Raw genomic sequence first — 20,404 nt, forward strand, 5'->3', positions numbered from 1 at the left:
CCCCTGTTATGAAGATACTAATTATCGAAGATGATCCGGGATCGGCTGAGTTCATCCGATTAGCGGTGCAACTTGGCTTCCCGGGTGTGGAGCTATACACGGCCCAATCAGGTGGCGAAGGGATCGATTTATTCGGACAAAACAACCCCGACGTGGTGCTCGTCGACCTGCGATTACCGGATATCCACGGGTTTGATGTAGTAAAACAGATCCGTTCGTCTTCCAGCGTGCCTATCGTAATCCTGTCTGTCATTGGAGATGAAGAAGCGGTATCTAGAGGCCTGGATTCCGGGGCGGATGCGTATATGATAAAACCTTTAAAACAGGCCGAGCTGATCGGACGCATAAAAGCCTTGTTTCGCAAAACCTCGTCGGAGAGCACCGAACAATCACTGCGTTTCGGAATGTTGAGACTCAATGTCGAAGACCGGTCTCTAGCGTACGCCGATAAAGAGGTATTTCTGACCGATATCGAGACCAGGATAATGAAGTTATTGATCGAAAGGCAGGGGCTTCTGGCCGGTTATGAGGACCTTTCCCGGGAAATTTGGGGATCGACTAATCCCAAATCGCCGAATGCCCTCAAGGTTCATATCAGGCATTTAAGGGAAAAATTAGAAACCGATCCCGATAACCCGAAGCTGATCCAGAACCAATTCGGTCAAGGTTATTACCTGGTTAAACCCCAGCAGTACTTGAGACCTTAAGCCTCCGGCGCTATTCTTATTTTCGTTTACTTGGACGGCGGCTGCCCGGGGTGCTAAATCATAACATTCGGTTAACTAATATACGCATATACACGTATTGACCGCCTTTCAGCCGTAGGTAATAATACGTTACTCAGTATTGTCGGAAACTTATCTTCAGTTTTTGATTTTCACGGAGAGCCAAATAACAGACAGTAGTGCTATTTTTTCAAACGGTAGCATCGTAACCAGTGACGAGCTAGAACGCCATTGGGACGAAATAGCCGTATCGACGGAACTCAAATCCGTTATGGGTCTCGACCTTTTGACTCCGGAATCCAGCCCCAACCCCAGCAGCGCCTCACTAATGGCATTCCTGCCCTTATATATTGTCGCGACTTTCCACAAATGCCGGCAATGCGGCAACTGCTGCCGCCCTAACTACCGCAAATGGGACAAGGGCGTTGTCCTGTCGCGGCAGGAGGCGGTATCGCTGGAGCCAAAGTGCCGCTTGATCAAGAAGAACAGCCAATATATTTTGCCTTACCCATGTGTTTTTTTGAAGACAAAAGGCTGCGCTCAATATGAAGAAAGGCCCTATGGTTGCAGAATGTTCCCCCTGACTTCAGTTAAAAGCACGGACGGTCTAGAACGCCGCGGCATCATCATGCTTTGCCCGGCAGCAAAAGAGCTGTATGTCACGGCGACCCTGTTTTTACAGGATCTATACCGCACCCTGGAGACCGCGCGCCAACAGGGTCAAGTCAGGTTCAACATGCAAGACCTTGAAAATTTGAAGTTAGGTTATGAACACAACCAGGTCGGTCCGGACGCGCTGAATTATATGAAAAAATTAGCTTTTGAGTATAACAGGAGCGTTTGATTAAGGCAGGAGGTGTTAAGGGCAAAACAACAATTATGGGCGTCACAAGCCTTCAGATTACAGAATTTAGAATAATTAGGAGGGTATCTTGGGCAAATTTCATAGTACAATGAGCCGCCGGCAATTCATGGAAGCCCTGGGACTGGCTGGCGCCGGACTCGGCGCGGCTGCAATCGCAGCGCCTACTTTTCACGATATGGACGAAGTCCTGGCTTCTTCTTCGAACTCGTCCTGGAAAAACCCGTGGTGGGTGAAAAATAGGGAAGCGGAAAATCCCACGGTCGAGATTGATTGGTCCCGGATTCAGCGCTACGACATGAACCAGGTTCAAACCGGAGACTACCAGGCCATTCAAGACAAGACCAATGCCATGATCAAAGAAATGTGGGGCTCCAACGACAGCAAGGAGCTCTACAAAAAATGGGCCCAGGAAGGAGTCCAGGGTCTGAGGCTCCGGGAACAGGCTGTCTCTAACGCCATCGGCGCGGTTCAAAACGGCGCGAAAAGCGGTTACACCGGCATCACGCCTGATGGATTGGGCGTGCCGCGCTGGCAGGGCACCCCTGAAGAGAACATGCACATGATGCACGTTGTCAGCCGTTTCTTCGGTTCGATCACCCAAAGCGCCACCCAGCTAACCGACAATACGAAAAAGTTGATTTTCTCCAAAGTCGGCAATCGGACAAACGTATTCAAAGACGTCGACCAGGCTTCCCAGACCGCTACTGAAAGCATCCTGCCGAATAAAGCTAACTATGCGTTCGCATGGGGCACCCGACATCCCTCGGATGCCCTAAAAACCGGTCCCGGCGTGGTAAACAATCCTTACGGCTATTTCTTCTCGACCAACGCCGGCGTCCGCATCCGGCAGTTCGTTCAGAATATCGGTTACCTGGCGGTTTCGAGCCAACCTAACCTGGCCGGTTCATCTGCTTTTCCTGCTGTGACGGGCATGGGCGAAATGTCCCGGGCTGGTTCCGAACTGATGATTCCCCAGCACGGAAACGTTCTTCGCTACATCGACCTGATGTTGACGGACCTGCCTCTTGAATCGACTCCCCCCATCGATGCCGGAATGACCAGGTTCTGCTACACCTGTAAGAAATGCGCCATCCACTGCCCGACTCAAAGCATTTCCCTGGAAGATCCTTCCTGGGATACCACTGGCCCCTGGAACAACCCAGGCATGAAGCACTGGTACTTCAATTACCCGAGCTGCAATCCCTTCAAATCAAGCTTCACGCCGGGTTACTGCGGCTTGTGTCTGACCATCTGCACGTTTACCAAATACGAAGACGCCATGATTCACAATATCGTGAAAGGCACCTCTTCAACGACCCCCGTGTTCAACGCGTTTTTCCACAAAATGGACGATGCCATGGGCTACGGGCGGAACCGCGGCGGCCTGGAAGCCCATCAGGACGATACCTACGTCGACGATTGGTGGAACATTATCGGACCGGAACTCGGTTTCCTCACCCATCGGGGCAATTTCCCGGGCTAAAGCTAAAGAGTTCATTGGCAAAGTTAAGAGGCAGGATCATCCTGCCTCTTAACTATTTTAATAACCATAGCTTAACCAAAATACGCATACACACGTATTTACTGTTTTACCTCTCCGACATATAATGAAAATGTTAAGTAATGTAATTTATACGAAGGAGAGTATATGGCTAAGTTTCACAGTACAATGTCCAGACGCGAATTCATGAAGGGCTTGGGTATCGCCGGAGTCGGTCTAGGCGCCGCTGCTACCGCCGCCCCGATGTTCCATGATCTGGATGAGCTTGCCGCATCCGGCACTAACACCATGGGGCACCCCTGGTGGGTTAAGGAACTTGAGGTTGAAAAACCCGATGTCGAGATCGACTGGGATACTTTCAAACCTTTCAGCAAAGCCAAGAATCCCATGCCCGTTATTCACCCGGAAGCATCTGCTGCGAATAAAGTCCGTGATGACGGCTTGCAGATTCCGGCCTTCGCGAACAAGACGCCGGGCGATTCCCTCAGGGACTATGCCTTCGCTACCGGTTCCAGCTTTATCGGTCCCGATGCCCCGTGGGACGGCCCCGCCGGAGCTGCTTTACCGGCCAACGCCAAGGGTGTAGCCTGGGACGATACGCCGGAAAACAACTTGCAGATGATGCGGGCAGCCCTGCATACCTACGGCGCGGTTCTCACCGGCGCTATCGCCGTGGATGATACCACCAAGAATATCTTTGACGCTTCCGGCTTCGTTTTTGACGACAGCCCCGTGGGTAGCCAGGACGCTAATAAGGTCTATCACATTCCCAGCAAGAGCAAATACATGCTGACCTTTGCGGTCAAGCAGAACTATATTCAGACCGTACACCTGTTGCGGGAAGACTCTCAATACCGCGGCGGCTACGGCACCAAGTTGGCACTGGGCAATCAGGCTATCGGCCATGCCTATTCCAACTCTTCCCAGGTCGGTTATATGGCGATGCGCATGGTCAAGACGCTGGGATACGGCGCCTATAAGGCCGGTGTGACTGCCAATGTTCCGCTGGGCATATTCTCGGGTTTCGGCGAACAGGCCCGCACTTCGCACTTATACACTCCGCGGTTCGGTGAGATGATCCGTTACACCAACTATTTCTTCACCGATCTGCCGCTGGCCCCGTCAAAGCCGATCAGCTTCGGCGGATATGAATTCTGCAAATCATGCAAACGCTGCGCTGAGCGCTGCCCGTCCGAATCTCTCTCTTTGGAAAACGAGCGCCAGTGGGATACCAGATCCCCCGGCAACCGCCCCGGTTTCAAAGGCTGGTTCATGGACTGGCAATCCTGCATCGATTTCGGCTCACCGGGCGCCTGCGGTAACTGCCAGGCAACCTGCCCCTTCAACCACCCATCCGATGGCATCATCCATCCTGTTGTCCGCGCCACGGCGGCGACCACGGGCATGTTCGACGGGTTCTTTGCCAAGATGGACAGGGTCTTCGATTACGCGAAAGCCAGAACCCCCGCGGAACTCGAGGGTTGGTGGAGCCGCGATCTCGAAAAATATGAAGCCGACACGACTCTCGGCGCCGGCACAAGCAAGTGGTAATAAACTAAACAAATAAATAGTCGTTTATCGAATTACCGGGGGGACTATCCCCCCGGTAATTTTTTTTGTGGTTAATCACAGCCTCGCCCTGAGATCAACAATTGGGAAAGCGTGATCGAACCAAACGTTTTCGGATCTGACAGTATCGCCGATTGAAACCGGGATACTCCCAGGGGAGGGCATGGATGCGTTTAAGACACGTTGATGAAATTACCGGTAAAAACAGATCTAAGGCAGGATCTATCGATCTTCAGAAAGACTACGATTGTCACCTGCCGGGTTGATTGAGCGTAGGTTTTTTCGGTCTTGCCTTCCTGACAATTCTCCCCAGCCACGATTCCGAACCGTTGGTAGGGTCGAGCAGCACATCGATGTAATATTTGCCCAGGTCCCACACAGAGCGAAAGAATTCACCCGGCCGCTGGAAGGCCATTTTGAAAAAAGCCGGATTATGCCGCAGCATGAACCTCACTCTGCGGGTGGCATAACTGCGCCGGAAGACGCTCATGGCATCATCCATCATCTTCTGGGGTATCTGCGATAAATTGATTTCATTGGCGCATTTGATTGGGAAATAGGTCCACTCATGAAGCGTTTTCGGCAGGGCCACTAAACCGTGTTCGACACAATAGTCGAACAGCTTTGTTTCAGGATAAGGCACGAATTTCATATACAGATACGGCGGGTTGTCCAGGCGTCTGAGGAGGTTCAGGCTTTCGTTGAAATCCTCAACGGTTTCGCTCGGAAATCCATAATACATGAAAATGGTCGGAATGATCCGGTGCTTGACCAGCAACCAGAAAGTCTGCTCCATCTCCGCGACGGTCCCCTTGTTGACGAATGAAAGAATGCGCTGGCTGCCGCTCTCTATCTCCAATAATACCGAGGCGCAACCTGATCTGGCCATGAGTTTCACGGTTTCTTCGTCGAGGCCGCCGGAAACCGGCGCATTCCAGGTGATCTTCCATTTCTTGGCGATGACTAGATTGCAGAAATCTCGCAACCTCTGACGGTTCAACACGAAGCGTTCCCCGGAAAAATAGATATGCTTAACACCGTATTCCTGGTGCAGTCTTTCCATCTGGGCGACGATGCGCTCTGCGGAGAGGTCGCACATGTCGCCTCCCCAGAATGAAGCATCGGAACAGAAAGTACATTTGTAGGGGCAGCCACGGGAAGTGTTGAGGGTTATGTCAGAGTATCTTTTGATATCGATGAGGTGCCAGGCGGGGTCGGGTAGGCTATCCAGGTCCGGCAGGAATGAGCGAGGGGGATTTATTACCGTCCGTTCCTGCCCGTCCTTCCAGGCCAACCCCTGGATGGAATCTATCTCGGGCTTGCCTTTTTCCAGGCTCTCGGCCAGCTCCGCGAGGGTGATTTCGCCAGCGCCGATGACTACATAATCGACACAAGGTTCGGCAAGCACTTCTGCCGGGTACGCCGACGGATGGCGGAAACCCCAGACGATTTTTACACCCGGGAGCAGTTTCTTGAATTCGCACGATTTGAATAAAGCGTCGTCAATGTTGGGCCCGGTGGCAACGCTAAAACCGATGAGGTCCGGTGCGAAGGCAACAAAATCCGTGGGTTGCCGTTTGTCCAGGTTACTATCGATCAGCCTGACCGTGTGCCCTCTGGATTCAAGCATCCCACCGATAGACAGCATTTCATCGGGGAACTTGGTATATCCAGGCATGTTGCCATATGATCGGGAGGGGATTATAAGCAGTATTTTCATTTCGGTCGACTACGACAACACCTTAATCAATTTATTTTGTATAACCAATTTTCTGTTTAATTTTACATAATAGAATTGCGCCAGACATTGGCGCGGTGATTCACGTATACCTGATCTTCCTCTGAGATAATTCTACTCTCGAAGTCATGTTTTGCCGCCTCGAGATCATGGAGTGTCAGGCAGGTGTTCAATTCGCGATTCCCTTTGACAAGCTTTTCCAGGAAAAGGTTGACCACCACGTACAGTTTTCTGGCTGCCGGACAGTGCATAAGAATTCCCAGTCCCTCTTCGCCGGTAGACTCATCGTACCATCGGTTAAAAGGGAAGCAGCGGCACCCAAAAGGCCTGAGAGAGTAACGCAGGCATTGGTTTTCAACCAGCAAGGGGCAGGGGTATTTCAAATATGATTTATCTCGCCGCTTGGTTATCCTGCACACATTTTGTAGTTGGGCAGCCTCCGCGTCAGAGATCGTTACCCCTAGATCCCAAGAGAGGTAATTAGGCCGGCAACACTGGCCGCACCGCTCGCACTTGAGAAAACTAGCCACCAGATATAACGGAATAAAATCGATGAAAGCCTTGTCCGCTTTATCGGCACAGCTTGTATTGAAGCGCAATCTCGGGATGCCGATAATTCGCTTGTTTCCGTGTCGCGTTAGTTCAGAATCCCAGTTTTGCTCCAGTAGAGCTTCGGTTAAGGATCCAATGGAGCTCGGGATGATTGGTGAAGCCGAAGGGAGGAAACTCCTTCTCTCCTGTTCAATAATCTTCCGGATATCCATGTGTATCGCGTGTATTTTAACATAAAGTGAATATTTTCTGAATCGGTAAAGCACAAAAATGAGATAATTCATCGTTTTATGGTTTTAAATACCTCTGAGCATTTGGAATATTTTGCTCCCTCCCCCGTCACTGCAATTACCATTTTTGACGCCAACTTGACCTCGCCCTATAATCGATACGCCAATTACGATTATCCGGGGGACCTTTGTGAATCTGATTATCGCTAGACCCTGCAGCAACTCATGCCCGTACTGCTTTGAAACGGGAGAGCGGCGCGGCGGCCAGAATGATTTCATCACCATGGCAAATGTTCAAATTCTCGCCGAGTGGGCTCGCAAAACACACCTGGATTACCTGTCGATTCTTGGGGGAGAGCCGTTTTTACACCCTGAACTTACTTCAATACTGAGCACTTTCCGGAGGATAAGCCCCTCGACCGGATTCCGGATACTCACCGGGGGCGTGTTTAAGAGCAGATTGCTGGATGATCTGTCCCCGGATTCGGCTGGCTTGATTTTCAATATTAACGAGCCGCGAGACTACGTCAACCCCAAGCATTTTTCCAAAGTTATTAATAATGTGGAAACCGCCATACGCCGCGGATTCCGAGTCATCCTGGGATTTAATGTATGGAGAACGGATTTTGATCCCACATTCATGCCCCGCCTGGCCCACAGCCTGGCTCGGACGAATTTTCGCTGGACCGTTGCCAATCCGCAAAAATATACCCAATCCAAAGTGCTTTCTCCTGGTCAATACCAGACCGTCGCGGAACGGTGCATTCAAATGTTGGAGACTTCGACCAGCCTCGGCATCGAAGCGTTACTTGATTGTCCGCTGCCGCTATGTTTTTTCAACGATGAACAACTCGCCTGGGTGAAACAATACCATGAAGGAACGGCCTCAAGGCTGGGTGTCTGCGATCCGATCATCGATGTTACTCCGGAGCTTGAAGCTTTGCGTTGTTTTGCGCTGTCTAAAGTAGGCCGGGTTAAAGTCACCGATTTTTCTTCAGAACAGGAAATCCGGGACTGGTTCCTTCAGCGGGTCGATTATCAGCTGCTTGGAAACGGCTGTTTCGAACGTTGCGCTGATTGCCACCATTTCAAGACCGGCCGCTGTTATGGCGGGTGCCTGGCTTGGCACAAGGCTGAGGCAGACCTGACCGCCGAGCCACCGGGGATAGAGTTGGCAATAAAGATGCAAGACGCCATGGATAAAGAGCAACCAGCCGCCGCTTTAGAGTTTTACGATGCTGCCGGTTTTTGGGCTAAAGCTGCCGCGTCAACCTATATCGCCGCCACCGCCGCCGCCAAATTGGAAAAATGGGAACTGGTTTTCCGCTATTCGGCAATCGTTCAGGACACTTCCAGTAATCCCGAACTCAAACGTCTCGCGCTTGAGTTACTAAGGGATGTTCCTCTAAATACCAGGGTACAAATCGAAACCGCGATAGAGAAAAAGCATCCTTTCGTGGGAATTCCCGACGCCAATTAATCTAAAACGGGGTGAATTAAATTTCACCCCGTTTTAGAATTTGGGCGGAATCGGGACCACCGGCGACCACGATGGGGCTCAGGGTTAAGTGGGACTACTTCGCGTCATACCGTACCCACTGTCCCTGGGTTATATCTTGATCGAATGGGAGCATATCTCGTTTCCACCATTCATCCGGAGACAACTCGGTATTATAACCGAAGAATTCGTCCATGGTGGTGAAAAACCCGTTGAAGATGGATGTGTTGGATAGAGTGACATGGACAAATTTATGGATCAGGGCTTCTTCGAGCTTGGAAAAAGTGCAAGCTCGCATGCAAGTATTCCAATTTCCTAAACGACAAATATTAACGTCGCTTCCGTTCCCGTTCGCCCTGCAAGTGGCGCCGTTCACCTGAAATCGTTTTGCTCCGATGTTGTTAAAGACACCTAATGTCTCGTAGGTTGGTTCTTTTTCAAGGGAAAGAGATTGGGTTGGGCATGCTCGGGCGCATTTCATGCAAGTGGCGCAAAACCGGAAGATGCCGGCATCAATGGGTTTTGTCGGTGTCAATGGCATGTCCGTAAAAATCATTCCGGGCCGGGGGGAAGGACCAGCGATTGGAGCAATGGCACTCAACATTCTTGATTGTTCATGACTCCCGCCCAGTACCGCGAAACCGGTTTTGGTCGTCAACGATTGATTGGAAGTTTGGCCTACTGATTGGTAACCGAGGCCCCTGGTAAATTCCATGAGCTGGCTCTGCATATTGAAGAAATGTTCGTAACAACGAGCTAAATCACCAAGAGGTTCAGCCACCCGGGTATTTGTTCTGACGGAACCCGGAACATAAAACACCACAACATAACGAACCGAATTGGGGATTGATTTTTTGGTTGCGCTCAAAGCCGGGACCGGAATGTCTTCGAATTCAATCTTCCTACCGTCATGATCGTAAGACCAGACCAGTTTTTGTGTGGTGGCAGTGTCCAATTCGACGACGTTAAAATGGGTTGCACCCCAAATTTTGGCGGCGTTTCGAAGCATGCGGTAGTTTTCCTCGGGTGAACCTTGCCACTTCGGCACTCCACGACTTTCCGGAGTAGCGGCCTTTTGGGGTCCCAGAAAGCTGTACGTGGTACCCATAGCCCCTCGGGCAGTCGTAATCGCTTTGTCGCGCAGCGCGTAACCTGGCTTATTTTGTTTAAAATATTTATCGCTTACTTCGTTGTAAAGGGCATTTTGGGCATTGAGGACCTCAAGTCCTTTTGCGGCATCGCCGTTTCCAAAGTATTTCGCCAGTCCGTCCTGGAAGGCGCCGTTTCTTTGATCATACCTCTCCATCAGCTGGTAATCGATATCCACTACCGGCTTATCGACTTCTTTAACCCACCATGGTTGAGATCGATCCGGGTCAGAGCTTGCCAATTCGTCCAAATCATTGAATCGGGGAGCTAATGCCGACGCGCCGATCCCTGCTCCAGTCAGTCCCAGGCCTTTCATGAATGCTCTTCGGCTGATGGTTGAATGAAATCCTGACATCTAAACCTCCCTCCTACGATATTTCTCGCATTTTGATCTGCTTGGATCCGATTCCGTGAGAACTACCGATGCAATCAACACGGGAGGCTATCTCCCGTGTTGATTGACACAAACCTAACTTTTCAACGTATCCGTCGATACTTAGTAAAGGTAGGTCTTATCGAATTGGAACGTAGGCACATCATGTGTCCACCATTCATCCGGGTTCCGGGTTCCAAACCCGAAAGCATCGTGCATGTTGGCGAAGAAGCTGTTGAAGATAGGAGTAACAGACTGAGTACCTCTCACTATCTGATGAATCAATGCTTCATTGCCCCCATTGAAGACGCAGGTACCATGGCAGTTTTTGCATCTCGGGCAGCGGAAGTTGAACAATCTCCATCCCTTGTATCCGGGAACATAATTCTTCAACCGCTCTTCTTCGGGGCTCTCATGATCCCACCTCTTGTCCCCGAACGGCATGCTTTCGTAAGGACACATACTGGCGCAAGTCATGCATTTAACGCAGAAACGAGCGATGCCTGCATCGACCGGCTTGGTTGGCGCCAATGGCATATCGGTGACAATACGACCCATCCATCTGAACAGGTTGCCGTGACTATAGGATGTGGCCACCATCGAAGACCTGGAGTGTTCGGCAATGCCGCTCATAGCTGCGACGCTGTCAGAATTTGTACAGTTGCCCGCCTCGATGTGTAGGTAACCCATGGAGCCCATAAAGTAATGGACATTCGCTTGCACTTTATGCCCATGGCAATAGCCGCTATAAGTAGGAGCGGGAGCATGTCGAACGTAATCTGTCGCTTCCAAACAAGAATACATAACCACGTATTTAGCTTTATTTGGGATTACGGATTCACTCTTGTCTTCCGAAGGTTGATCGACGTCTTTGAAGTTGAACGGCGCGCCGGAGGTTGAATTCTTATGGAAGAGCTTGCGTGATTTATCGTCGATCTCCATAACCCGAACGCGGGTGGCGCCGAAAAACTTGAAAGCGTTGGTAAGGGTCTGAAGATTTTCTTCCGGAGTACCCTGCCATTTTGTCGTTCCCCGGCTTTCCGGTGTAGGGATTGTTACCCCTGAGATAGTGCCCGTGAAACTTGGAGAAGGGAGCTTATCAGAAGCCGATGATGCGCCAGCGAGAGATTGATCGCGAAGGCTAGGTCCCTGATAAGTCGAGAATTTCTCCTTCATGTATTGGATATCCCGACCATCGGCTTTTAGTTTTATGTATTGGGCTAGTTCCGGATGCAATGAGCCATGGGCAGCATTCGTAGCTGTCAAGGGGAACCTGGAGCCGAGGACGGTCCTTGTCCGATCGACTCTTTCAAAAACGTTCCAATCGATTTCAACGGTTGGGTCATTGTACTCACGCTCTTTAACGTACCAGGGGTGTTTGAATTGGCTGTCAGACGCAGTTAATTCATCGAGATCGTGGAACATCGGCGCTATCGCCGCAGTAGTTCCTAGTCCGACGCCTGCCAGACCTAGGCCCTTCATGAAGTCTCTTCTGCTTACTGTTGAATGGAAACTAGACACGCTTTTTCTCCTTTTGTTTATTTAATTAACCAATTACTATCTAATAAAGAACTTCCCCGATGTAGATTTCACCATGAATATTTTTCCTATATCTCGAAAATAAATCGAACCTGTTTTTCTCCTTTCTGTTTTTCGCTCTACGCTTTAGACTACTAACAAAGACCAACCGAAATATTCGATGTCATCGAATTCCCTGAAATTGCCCTTGGGTAACATTTTCAGGAAAGCCAAAACATCGTTATCCGCGTGATTCATCAGAGCTTTTCTGATTAACTCCGTTTGGGTCGCTGGATAGTTCATCCCCCGCAGTGATTTTTCGATCTCTCTCATCTCCAGCCTGGAGTAATCAGCCTTCTCGTGGCATTTCGTCTCCAATGCATGGCGCCTTTCCATGACCATTGTCATTTCACTTTCCTCCAACGTATTGATTATTCATCTCAAATATGTGCTTAATGAGTCTCATCCCGATCTCCGATGTACACAGCGGCTGGAGTTCCCTGCTCCTGTCACGATACACTGTGATACCCTTGAGTCCCTGCTCACATGCCATGGTGAAGACTTTGGCTATGTCATCTCGAGTGGCAGATTTGGGGAAGTTCACCGTCTTTGAAACCGCACTGTCGGTATGCCTCTGGAAGGCTGCCTGGATTCTGACATGCCAGTCCGGCGATACTCGGTGAGCGGTGACAAACACCTCCCTGACATCCTCTGGGATTTCTTTGCGTTCATGAAGGTGATTGGAGGTCACCAGTTCCTCTAGGAGTTTTCGGGTAAAGAAACCACGCTCTCTGGCTACTTCTTCAAAATAGGGGTTGATCTCAAGCAGGTTCTCACCGTCAAGGATGTTCCTGACGAAGACGGCCGCGAAAATAGGTTCAATCCCTGAAGAGACACCGGCAATGATGGAAAGCGTTCCGGTGGGGGCTATGGTGGTACAGCAGGCGTTTCTCATGGGAATGTTCCGCTGCCCATAGATGCTCTGACCCCAGGCTGGGAAGACCCCCCGTTTTCTGGCCAGGTCTTGAGAAACCTCATGGGCGGTGCTGGTCACAAACTCCATGACACTCTCAGCCACGGCGATTGCTTTGGTGGAGTTGTAGGGGATGCCGAGTCTTAAAAGCATATCGGCAAATCCCATGACCCCCAGACCAATCTTCCGGGTGCGTTTTGTGGCGGCTTCTATCTCTTCGGTAGGGAACTTGTTGATGTCGATGACATCATCAAGGAAGCGGACAGCAAGTCTAACGACTTTTTTCAGTTTCTCGAAGTCGATCTCACCGCCGGATAACATCTTGACCAGGTTGATGGAGCCGAGGTTGGTGGACTCATAGGGCAGTAACGCCTGCTCACCGCAACCGGTGATTGCCGAAAGCTTACCTAATGAAGGTGTGGGATTGTCCCGGTTGATGCGGTCGGTGAAGACAAGACCGGGGTCTCCTGTCCTCCAGGCTTGATCGACGATTCTGTAAAAGACCTCTCTGGCAGGGAGCGACCTGACAACATCTCCTGTCCGGGGATCGACCAGGGGATAGGCACTATTCTCCTTGACCCTCTTCATGAAATCGTCGGTGACAGAGACAGAGTTATAGAAGTTGGTGAGTGAATTGGGATCTGATTTGGCGGTGATGAAGTCGAGGATATCCGGATGATCTACCGATAAGACCACCGAGTTGCAGCCACGTCTGATTCCACCTTGCCGGATATAATCGGCGGCGGCGGATAGGACGTGTACCAAGGCCACCGGCCCTCCGGCGGCATCGGCGTGGTTGCCGGCCATGCTGCCCTTTGGTCTTATGCCAGAGAGATCGAAACCCAGTCCGCCGCCGTTTTTGTGGATTACCGCTGTGTTCTTGACCGCATCGAAGGTGTCTTCGACCGAGTCAGGCACCGGCAGGACGAAGCAGGAGGAGAGCGTGCCGGAGAAAGTGCCAGCGTTGAGGAGGGTGGGGGAGTTGGGTAGAAAAGACAGAGACGCCATCAAGTCGAAGAAATCTTCTTCGATGGCCTTGGTATCGGTATTTTCATCATAGAGCAGCTCAGCCCTAGCGGCAGCCCGGGCGACTCTTCTGAAAAGCTGCTCGGGGGTCTCGATTCCGTGTGAGCTTCTCTTAAGGTAACGCTTCTCCAATACCCGGAGGGCATTGGGGGTAAGCTGAACTTTGACCGTTTGCGGTTCGAACACATCAAGCATGGAAACGCTCACAGCCCTCCATAGGCAAACCTGGTGGGAAAGACAGCCATGTAAGCTACATCCCGTGGTGTGTACCTTCCCTGGGGGAGAGAGTAAAGAAGGTTAAGCAGATCATTCGGGATACCGGAGGAGACAGCTTGATTGATCAGTCCCTCTTTAGGGACCTGATGTTTGATTTCATCGGTTATTTCGAATAAACCTTCGATGCTTACCATTCTCTCGGTTATTCCCTTCCTATTGAAATTGGACAAGACCACGATCAACTCCTGATTACGTTTCGGGGAAAACCATCCATACTCGATTCTTAAATTAATCCTGACTGAAGAAGTAAGCGCTCAGAAATGATGTGTAGCTGACATCAGAAGGATTTTGATAAACCCTGTCCGGCAGGCGATACCGGTAGAAGGCCATTACATTTTCTGGCGTGTGAACAGTTTCTGTATGAATCAGGATATCGTTCTTCGATGCCGGGAAAATGATTCCCTCCAAGTACTCCTCTATGACTGAAGATTTCAATTCCCGATCTTCAAATGTGCTACGGCCTATCGTATTTCCTGAGCTTGTTGTGGGTGACAGTAAAGATTTCATCCTAAAACCGATCTATTACTTTCTTTGATCCATCCGGATTGAGATGCTGTATCGCCGCTACCCCCGTTAAAGCGGTGATTATTACGAACAGTGAGATCAGCATGGCCTAAAACCTCCATGGAATATTACTCGAGGGTTGTTTATGACTGACGATCGTGGAAAGGAGGAGATTCTTGCTGAATGGTTTAAGCAGATATTCCGATGCGCCAAAATGGAGTGCCTTAATCAACCGGTTTGGGCTAGTCCTGACGTCATCAATCGCAACAATGGGTATACTTGTGTTTTGAACGAGTTCCTCAAACAATTTGAGGCTATTACACGTTTCGCAGTCCAGGTCGAACAACACCAGGTTTGTTTTTTCAAGCCGCGGTTTAGCGTTTTCTAAGTCTTTTGGAGAAGTTTGGACAATATTTACCTGGCTAAGGCATTCGTCAATTATATTCTTGACTTCATCGAAGACCTTTGGGTCCTCTTCAATGAATTGGATATTCATCAGCAATCATCAATCATCGTTGCTAAGTCTTGTTACGTAAAACCAGACGTTATCAATGATAAAACCGAGGTGTATTTTTATAAGGAATATGCCGTGGCAATAAGAGCAACAAGGTGAGGTAATTTTAGGATCGAATTCCATTAATATCGGGGTTAAGGGTGTCAAAATGTGTCAGATTAGTAAACCATTGTTAAGAAATACAGATAGGGCTTGAACTCAAGCCCTATCTGTGTATTGGCCCCACCAAGCTGTTTAATGAATGCCGACTAATTTAAAGCCAGTGCCATGTTCCGTCACTATTCTCAGCGACGAATCCTGGGGGAACTTCTTTTTTAATCTTTTGACACATCCCCTTAATGCCGAGTTGTTACCGCTGCCGCCAAAGTTTCCCCAAATTGCCCGTTCGATGGAAGAATATGAGGTGACCTGACCGTAATTTTGCATGAGCCGATGCATTAATAAATTTTCATTCCTGGTTAGAGCGATTTCCTGGCCATCTACGTATGCCCGATGAATGTCAGTATCCAGGCGTAGCTTGCCGATAACCATACTACCCAACTGGCTTTTACCTGAATATCGCCGTATTAAGGCCTGTGTTTTCGCGATAAAACTGAGAGGATCGAACGGTTTAGAAAAGCACTCATCGGCTCCGAGTTGCAGGCTTCGTACAATATCTGCTCCGGTTAAATTTTTCCGTATCACGATTGTTGGTTTTGAACAGTAGAGAAAAACTGATTCGATAAAATCAAATCCACTCATATCCGGCAGGTCCAAATCAATTACGAACAGGTCAAACTGTTCCTTTTCTATGAATGCTAACCCCGAGGTGCCGGAAGTGCATCTCGTGATTTCAACCTCAGGCCAAGGAATTTTCAACGTCGAAACCAATGCAATGACATCATCCTGGAAATTCTCGACTATTAGAACTCTCATATCAATTCTCCAACCCGATAATCATTTTGGGGCCTGGGATGGCATAACTATTTGGAGATCTAAGGTTGAGGAAAATAACCCTAGCCTCGCATAAGAGTACAATATTGTATGGCCATGTTCATCGTACGAAAGGACTAGTCGACCTAAGTATTTTGGATATAACCAACACCATTAGCCTGGCTTTCAGGCTGGATATTCTAAGAAGTAACCACTGGTAGGCATTATTTCCGGTATTACTGAATCCAGCGCGCATGACTGGTTTGGGAGAATCAATCGCTTGTACTTGATCGACCCTCGTCTGATCGGGTTGATAAAGGTCACCGCAGAACTCGATAAGGAGCTTGCATTTTTCCCGGCTTACCACCCAACCAGAAGCCCATAATACGGCCCAATGATGGGCGGCCAAAAATCGGGACCAACAACTATTATTTGGCGTCAATCCCAGGGGTCGACTTCAATGACGGTCTTTATGAATTTTGGACCTTTTGGTGTAAACGCCTCCTGAAAATCGTTGAATTTGACCCGGTCGGTCAAAATTTTCTGACAGAGTTCCGGAAATTCCAAGTTTATCCTGGTCATCTGCAGCAAGGCTTTTTCGAAGTGACTTCGATTGGAATTCACGCTTCCTACTACCACTTCGTTATTTTTTACCATGTGCCGGATCACTTGTCCGGCGTCGATGTTCAAGTTCAGCTCGTCCCTGGGGATTCCGGTCATAATGTAAATGCTGCTGCGAGCCATGTAGCTAATCAACTGCAGAGCCGTTGAGGCGGCGCCCGAGGCTTCGAACAGGATATCTACCGATCCCCCGTGTACCTCGCAGTACTCCATGAGTTCCCTGGGAGATTTATCACTGGTATCAACATATTTTGCGCCCAGATAATTGACCAAGCCTGCTTTGGGGTGGCTGTCCGGCACAATGTCAGCGACCATTATATTGACCTGGGCCAGTCTCAGGAGCGAAGCCGCTAAAAGACCAAGAGGCCCGGCGCCGACGACCAATCCGGTTTTACAGTTGCCCCAATCTGGAGACTTGAAATCGTGCTCTGGGTGGGGGCATGTCCACGGGAACCGGCTCTGGATAATCCGGATTTGGTCAATCCCCTTTTCGGCAATACTTACAGGTTCGGTGAGTACCGCAAGATGCTTCATCTCCCGGGGAACTTTAACCATGTACTGTTCCTGGTCGACGGCGTACTCGCTCAGGAAGCCATCCAGCTTGTGAATGCCCCTTTCCTTAAATAAGCCGGTCATGCACATATCGCTTTGATTGTGCAGACATGGATGGCAAATGCCGCAGCCACGCCTTACGGTAATGCTGACAATGTCCCCGGGAACCAGTGATTTAACATCGCCTCCGATATCCTCGACAATCCCGACCGCTTCGTGGCCCATGACCATCCGGTTTTTGTCTGGGGCCATATCCGGCCCGTAGCGGACTACGTTGTAGTCGGTGCCATCCAGCCCGACCTCTTTGATCCGCACAAGCACCTCGTCAGGTTGGGTTATCTCCGGCTTCGGTAGATCGAATGTCTGGACGGAGTTCTCCCCCCGGACCAATCCAATGGCGCGCATTCTTCTTCCTCCAATTCCCGCGATCAGGTCGCCTGGGAGCCATGGTTTATTCCGTTTTTATGCGGTGACCGCCAAACTTGTTACGCAACGCCACCAAGAGCTTGTTTCCAAACGGTTGATCTTGCCTGGAACGGAACCGTACCTGGAGCGCCGCCACGATTACCGGAAGGGGCACATCGAGGTCCAGTGATTCCTGGACGGTCCATTTGCCCTCACCAGAGTCCTCGACGAAAGCCCGGATGTTCTTCAGCCCGGGGTCCTCTTTCAGAGCAAGTTCAACCAAATCAAGCAGCCAAGAACGCACCACGCTGCCGTAACGCCAGATGCCGGCTATCTGGGTCAAGTCCAAATTGAAATCGGCTTTGGCTCGAAGCAATTCGAATCCCTCTGCGTAGGCTTCCATCAAACCATATTCGATGCCGTTGTGGACCATCTTGACGAAATGGCCTGCCCCGCTGGGACCGACATATCCAACGCCTTTCTCGGACGACGGCGCCAAAGAACGAAACACCGGCTCAATCCGCCGGTAGGCGTCGGCGTCTCCCCCGACCATAAGGCTGTATCCCTCGTCCAGCCCCCAGATGCCACCGCTGGTTCCGGCATCAAGAAATGAAATCCCCTTTTCTGCCAGGTTGCCCGCTCGGCGAATGCTGTCTTTGTAATTCGAGTTGCCGCCGTCGATTATGGTATCTCCGGGTGAAAGCAGACCGCCGAGTTCATGAACCGTGTCCTCAGTGGGTTGACCGGACGGTACCATGCACCATATTGCCCGCGGAGAGACCAATTTATCGATCAGTTCTGAAATCGAGGCGGCCCCGATAACACCCAATCGAACCATTTCTTTCACCCGCTCGGTCGAAGGATCAAAACCAACAACCCGGTGCCCACTTTTGATCAAGCGTTGAGCCATATTGCCGCCCATTCTTCCCAGACCTATCATTCCCAGTTCCATCGTGTTCTCCGTCTTCCGTTTTGTACTTTGAAAATTGCGGCGCGCCCGCGGGCGCCGAATTCACTGGCTTTCTTGTGCCGCATGGGCCAACAGCGCAGCCCCGATAACCACTGAATCATTTCCAAGCGCGGCCTTAACGAAACTCAATCGCTCCACCGCCGCTTCCAGGGCCCGGACACGCACCCTGGCTTCGATCATTCCGATATAATTCGGCAAACCCTCGATAATACCGCCGCCGAGAATCACCAGGCAGGGATTGAACGCATTGACGAAACCGGTTATCCCAGTTGCCAGGTATTCCGCGGTCTCCTCGACCAATTTTACGGCGAGCTGATCTTCATGTCGAAACGCCTCCGCCAAGGTCAGGGCGGTTATTTTGTTGATGTTTCCGGCTTGTTTAATGAGCGTCGCTCCCGAATAAGGGTCTTTGGCGGCTGCTTCTTGGGCTCTTTCGGCGATGGCCCAGCCTCCGGCGTAAGCCTCGAGGCAACCTCGATTTCGGCAGTGGCACTGCCGCCCGCCGGTGGTCACTGGAACATGGCCCAATTCTCCGGCGGTATTGAGGCATCCTTCCAGCATCCTGCCTCCGCTCACCACGCCGCCCCCTATCCCGGTGCCCAGGAACAGGCACAGCAGGTCTTGGGTATTTTGCCCGGCCCCATGCCGCCATTCTCCCCAGGTCGCGGCGCGGACATCGTTGGCAATGGTGACGGGGATGCCAACAGATTGTTCCAGTTTGGATCTCAGAGGCACGTCGCGCCACCCCAGGTTGGGCGCAAATATCACCACCCCCGCGCCTGTGCTAACCTGTCCGGCGACGCCGATACCCATGCTCACGGCTTGGGCGCCGGCTTTTCCGAGGCAGGAGTTAATACACCGGACTATGTCTCCGATCACTCCTTCGGGTCCTTTCCCGGGGTCGGTGGCATGCCTTTCTGTTGCCACGATTTTCCCTTCGGGATCAACCAGGGCAGTCTCGATCTTGGTGCCGCCGAGATCAACACCAAGTGTCAACCCAGCCTTTTTGTTATCGTCGTTTTTCAATCAATTAGTCTCCTGGTTCGGAGGGTTGTTTATCAGATAATTATGCGCCAGTTCAATAATTTCCTCCGGATGATGCGCGATCATAACGTCCTTCAAGATTTGGGAGATCCTCTTTGAGTGCAGGCCTTCGAAAGTAAAGGGGGTGGCAAACGCTATGACTTTCATCCCTGCCGCCGTAGCGGATTGAACACCATTGGGAGAATCCTCGATCACCAGGCAATCACCTGGCGGCACATCCAGTTTGCGGGCTGCCACCTGGTAGATCTCCGGGTCCGGCTTGGTGTGCACCACGTCCTCTGCGGTGACAACGACATCGAAGGCGCGGTCGATGTCAAGCGCGCGCAGGATAAACAGCGTATCGTTGAGGTGAGACATGGTGGCCAGGGCGATACGGCAGCGATTTTCTCGTGCGATCCTGAGTAATTCCAGGGTATACGTCCACCGGTGTCGGGCGATGACACCCGGATCGGCGATCATTTGATGGTAAATGCCCGTCCTTATTTCAGTGAGGACCGCGGCTGGTTCTGAAGCCCGGTATTGGGGCATCAGGGGCCGCAATTCTTTCTCCAAATTCAGTTTATCCATTACATGGCGGGAAGCCACATCCCTCCCTGAACCCAGAGCTTCTTTATACGCGTCAATGGCGCGGGCATCCGGCTGTGCCAGGTTTCGGATTTTCTGGACGGCTATGGCGTAGGCCTGAGCTTTGAGTTTCTCGGTCTGCACCAGGGTGCCATCAAGATCGAAGATGATCGCTTGTACCAAAAAATCCTCCCAGATTGTGTTGACAGGTTCCCAGGCGCCGGGTCATTCAGTTTTTCATAATTATTGGCGGCGGGATGTGTTTAACGATTGGCTTCCTGATAACGCCGCAAATCACGATAGTTTTCCGGTCATTTGTAGATCT

Annotated in this window: 19 protein-coding genes; 5 read left to right on the forward strand and 14 right to left on the reverse strand. The window is 50.8% G+C overall.

The window, feature by feature from the left end; genetic code table 11:
• Positions 1-8 precede the first annotated feature (8 nt).
• The 4 genes from Dform_RS01665 (at position 9) to Dform_RS01680 (ending at position 4,642) form a co-directional block, all read left to right on the forward strand.
• Positions 9-707, forward strand: coding sequence for a response regulator transcription factor (locus tag Dform_RS01665; RefSeq protein WP_076003484.1), 699 nt, complete (start codon positions 9-11; stop codon positions 705-707).
• Positions 708-846: 139 nt separating this feature from the next.
• The gene (locus Dform_RS01670; RefSeq protein ID WP_145925494.1) at positions 847-1,569 is read left to right on the forward strand and encodes a YkgJ family cysteine cluster protein; all 723 of its coding nucleotides are present in this window, start codon (positions 847-849) and stop codon (positions 1,567-1,569) included.
• Positions 1,570-1,657: 88 nt separating this feature from the next.
• Positions 1,658-3,073, forward strand: coding sequence for a reductive dehalogenase (locus tag Dform_RS01675; RefSeq protein WP_145925495.1), 1,416 nt, complete (start codon positions 1,658-1,660; stop codon positions 3,071-3,073).
• A gap of 165 nt (positions 3,074-3,238) precedes the next feature.
• Entirely contained in the window at positions 3,239-4,642 is a 1,404-nt protein-coding gene (locus Dform_RS01680; protein ID WP_076003487.1) for a reductive dehalogenase, read from the forward strand.
• A 268-nt stretch (positions 4,643-4,910) separates the two neighbouring features.
• On the opposite strand, the gene Dform_RS01685 is transcribed toward Dform_RS01680, so the two are convergent.
• Together Dform_RS01685 and Dform_RS01690 are read right to left on the reverse strand one after the other, a co-directional pair.
• Entirely contained in the window at positions 4,911-6,380 is a 1,470-nt protein-coding gene (locus Dform_RS01685; protein ID WP_076003488.1) for a B12-binding domain-containing radical SAM protein, read from the reverse strand.
• Positions 6,381-6,442: 62 nt separating this feature from the next.
• A complete protein-coding gene (locus Dform_RS01690; RefSeq protein ID WP_076003489.1) occupies positions 6,443-7,162 on the reverse strand; it encodes a YkgJ family cysteine cluster protein in 720 nt (239 codons plus the stop codon).
• Positions 7,163-7,370: 208 nt separating this feature from the next.
• On the opposite strand from Dform_RS01690, the gene Dform_RS01695 reads away from it, so the two are divergent.
• The gene (locus tag Dform_RS01695; RefSeq protein ID WP_076003490.1) at positions 7,371-8,660 is read left to right on the forward strand and encodes a radical SAM family protein; all 1,290 of its coding nucleotides are present in this window, start codon (positions 7,371-7,373) and stop codon (positions 8,658-8,660) included.
• Between the two features lie 94 nt (positions 8,661-8,754).
• Here Dform_RS01695 and Dform_RS01700 read toward each other — a convergent pair whose 3' ends face one another.
• From Dform_RS01700 to Dform_RS01755, 12 genes are all read right to left on the reverse strand, one after another.
• Entirely contained in the window at positions 8,755-10,143 is a 1,389-nt protein-coding gene (locus Dform_RS01700; protein ID WP_158513448.1) for a reductive dehalogenase, read from the reverse strand.
• Positions 10,144-10,323: 180 nt separating this feature from the next.
• Positions 10,324-11,721 carry a reductive dehalogenase gene (locus Dform_RS01705; RefSeq protein WP_076003492.1) on the reverse strand — a complete coding sequence of 466 codons (1,398 nt, stop codon included), beginning with the start codon at positions 11,719-11,721 and terminating at the stop codon, positions 10,324-10,326.
• A gap of 144 nt (positions 11,722-11,865) precedes the next feature.
• Positions 11,866-12,126, reverse strand: a complete 261-nt coding sequence (locus Dform_RS01710; protein ID WP_076003493.1) for a DUF2795 domain-containing protein — start codon at positions 12,124-12,126, stop codon at positions 11,866-11,868.
• 1 nt (position 12,127) lies between these two features.
• Complete coding sequence (locus Dform_RS01715) at positions 12,128-13,924, reverse strand: adenosylcobalamin-dependent ribonucleoside-diphosphate reductase (protein ID WP_225973711.1); 1,797 nt, start codon at positions 13,922-13,924, stop codon at positions 12,128-12,130.
• Positions 13,921-14,127 carry a hypothetical protein gene (locus Dform_RS01720; protein ID WP_145925497.1) on the reverse strand — a complete coding sequence of 69 codons (207 nt, stop codon included), beginning with the start codon at positions 14,125-14,127 and terminating at the stop codon, positions 13,921-13,923. The genes Dform_RS01715 and Dform_RS01720 overlap by 4 nt, the downstream gene beginning before the upstream one ends.
• A 94-nt stretch (positions 14,128-14,221) precedes the next feature.
• Positions 14,222-14,500, reverse strand: a complete 279-nt coding sequence (locus Dform_RS11150; RefSeq protein WP_145925498.1) for a DUF2795 domain-containing protein — start codon at positions 14,498-14,500, stop codon at positions 14,222-14,224.
• Between the two features lie 106 nt (positions 14,501-14,606).
• Positions 14,607-14,993 (reverse strand): response regulator, encoded by a 387-nt coding sequence (locus tag Dform_RS01730; protein ID WP_076003496.1) that lies wholly within the window; start codon positions 14,991-14,993, stop codon positions 14,607-14,609.
• A 252-nt stretch (positions 14,994-15,245) separates the two neighbouring features.
• Positions 15,246-15,926, reverse strand: coding sequence for a response regulator transcription factor (locus tag Dform_RS01735; protein ID WP_076003497.1), 681 nt, complete (start codon positions 15,924-15,926; stop codon positions 15,246-15,248).
• Between the two features lie 435 nt (positions 15,927-16,361).
• Entirely contained in the window at positions 16,362-17,501 is a 1,140-nt protein-coding gene (locus Dform_RS01740) for an alcohol dehydrogenase catalytic domain-containing protein (protein WP_076003498.1), read from the reverse strand.
• Positions 17,502-17,547: 46 nt separating this feature from the next.
• Entirely contained in the window at positions 17,548-18,453 is a 906-nt protein-coding gene (gene gnd / locus Dform_RS01745) for a phosphogluconate dehydrogenase (NAD(+)-dependent, decarboxylating) (RefSeq protein WP_076003499.1), read from the reverse strand.
• A gap of 60 nt (positions 18,454-18,513) precedes the next feature.
• The gene (locus Dform_RS01750) at positions 18,514-19,497 is read right to left on the reverse strand and encodes an ROK family protein (protein WP_076003500.1); all 984 of its coding nucleotides are present in this window, start codon (positions 19,495-19,497) and stop codon (positions 18,514-18,516) included.
• Positions 19,498-20,262: an HAD family hydrolase gene (locus Dform_RS01755; protein ID WP_076003501.1), complete on the reverse strand. Its 765-nt coding sequence runs from the start codon at positions 20,260-20,262 to the stop codon at positions 19,498-19,500. It abuts the gene before it with no gap.
• Positions 20,263-20,404 lie beyond the last annotated feature (142 nt).

The sequence above is a fragment of the Dehalogenimonas formicexedens genome (genome assembly GCF_001953175.1).
GTDB classification, from domain to species: domain Bacteria; phylum Chloroflexota; class Dehalococcoidia; order Dehalococcoidales; family Dehalococcoidaceae; genus Dehalogenimonas; species Dehalogenimonas formicexedens.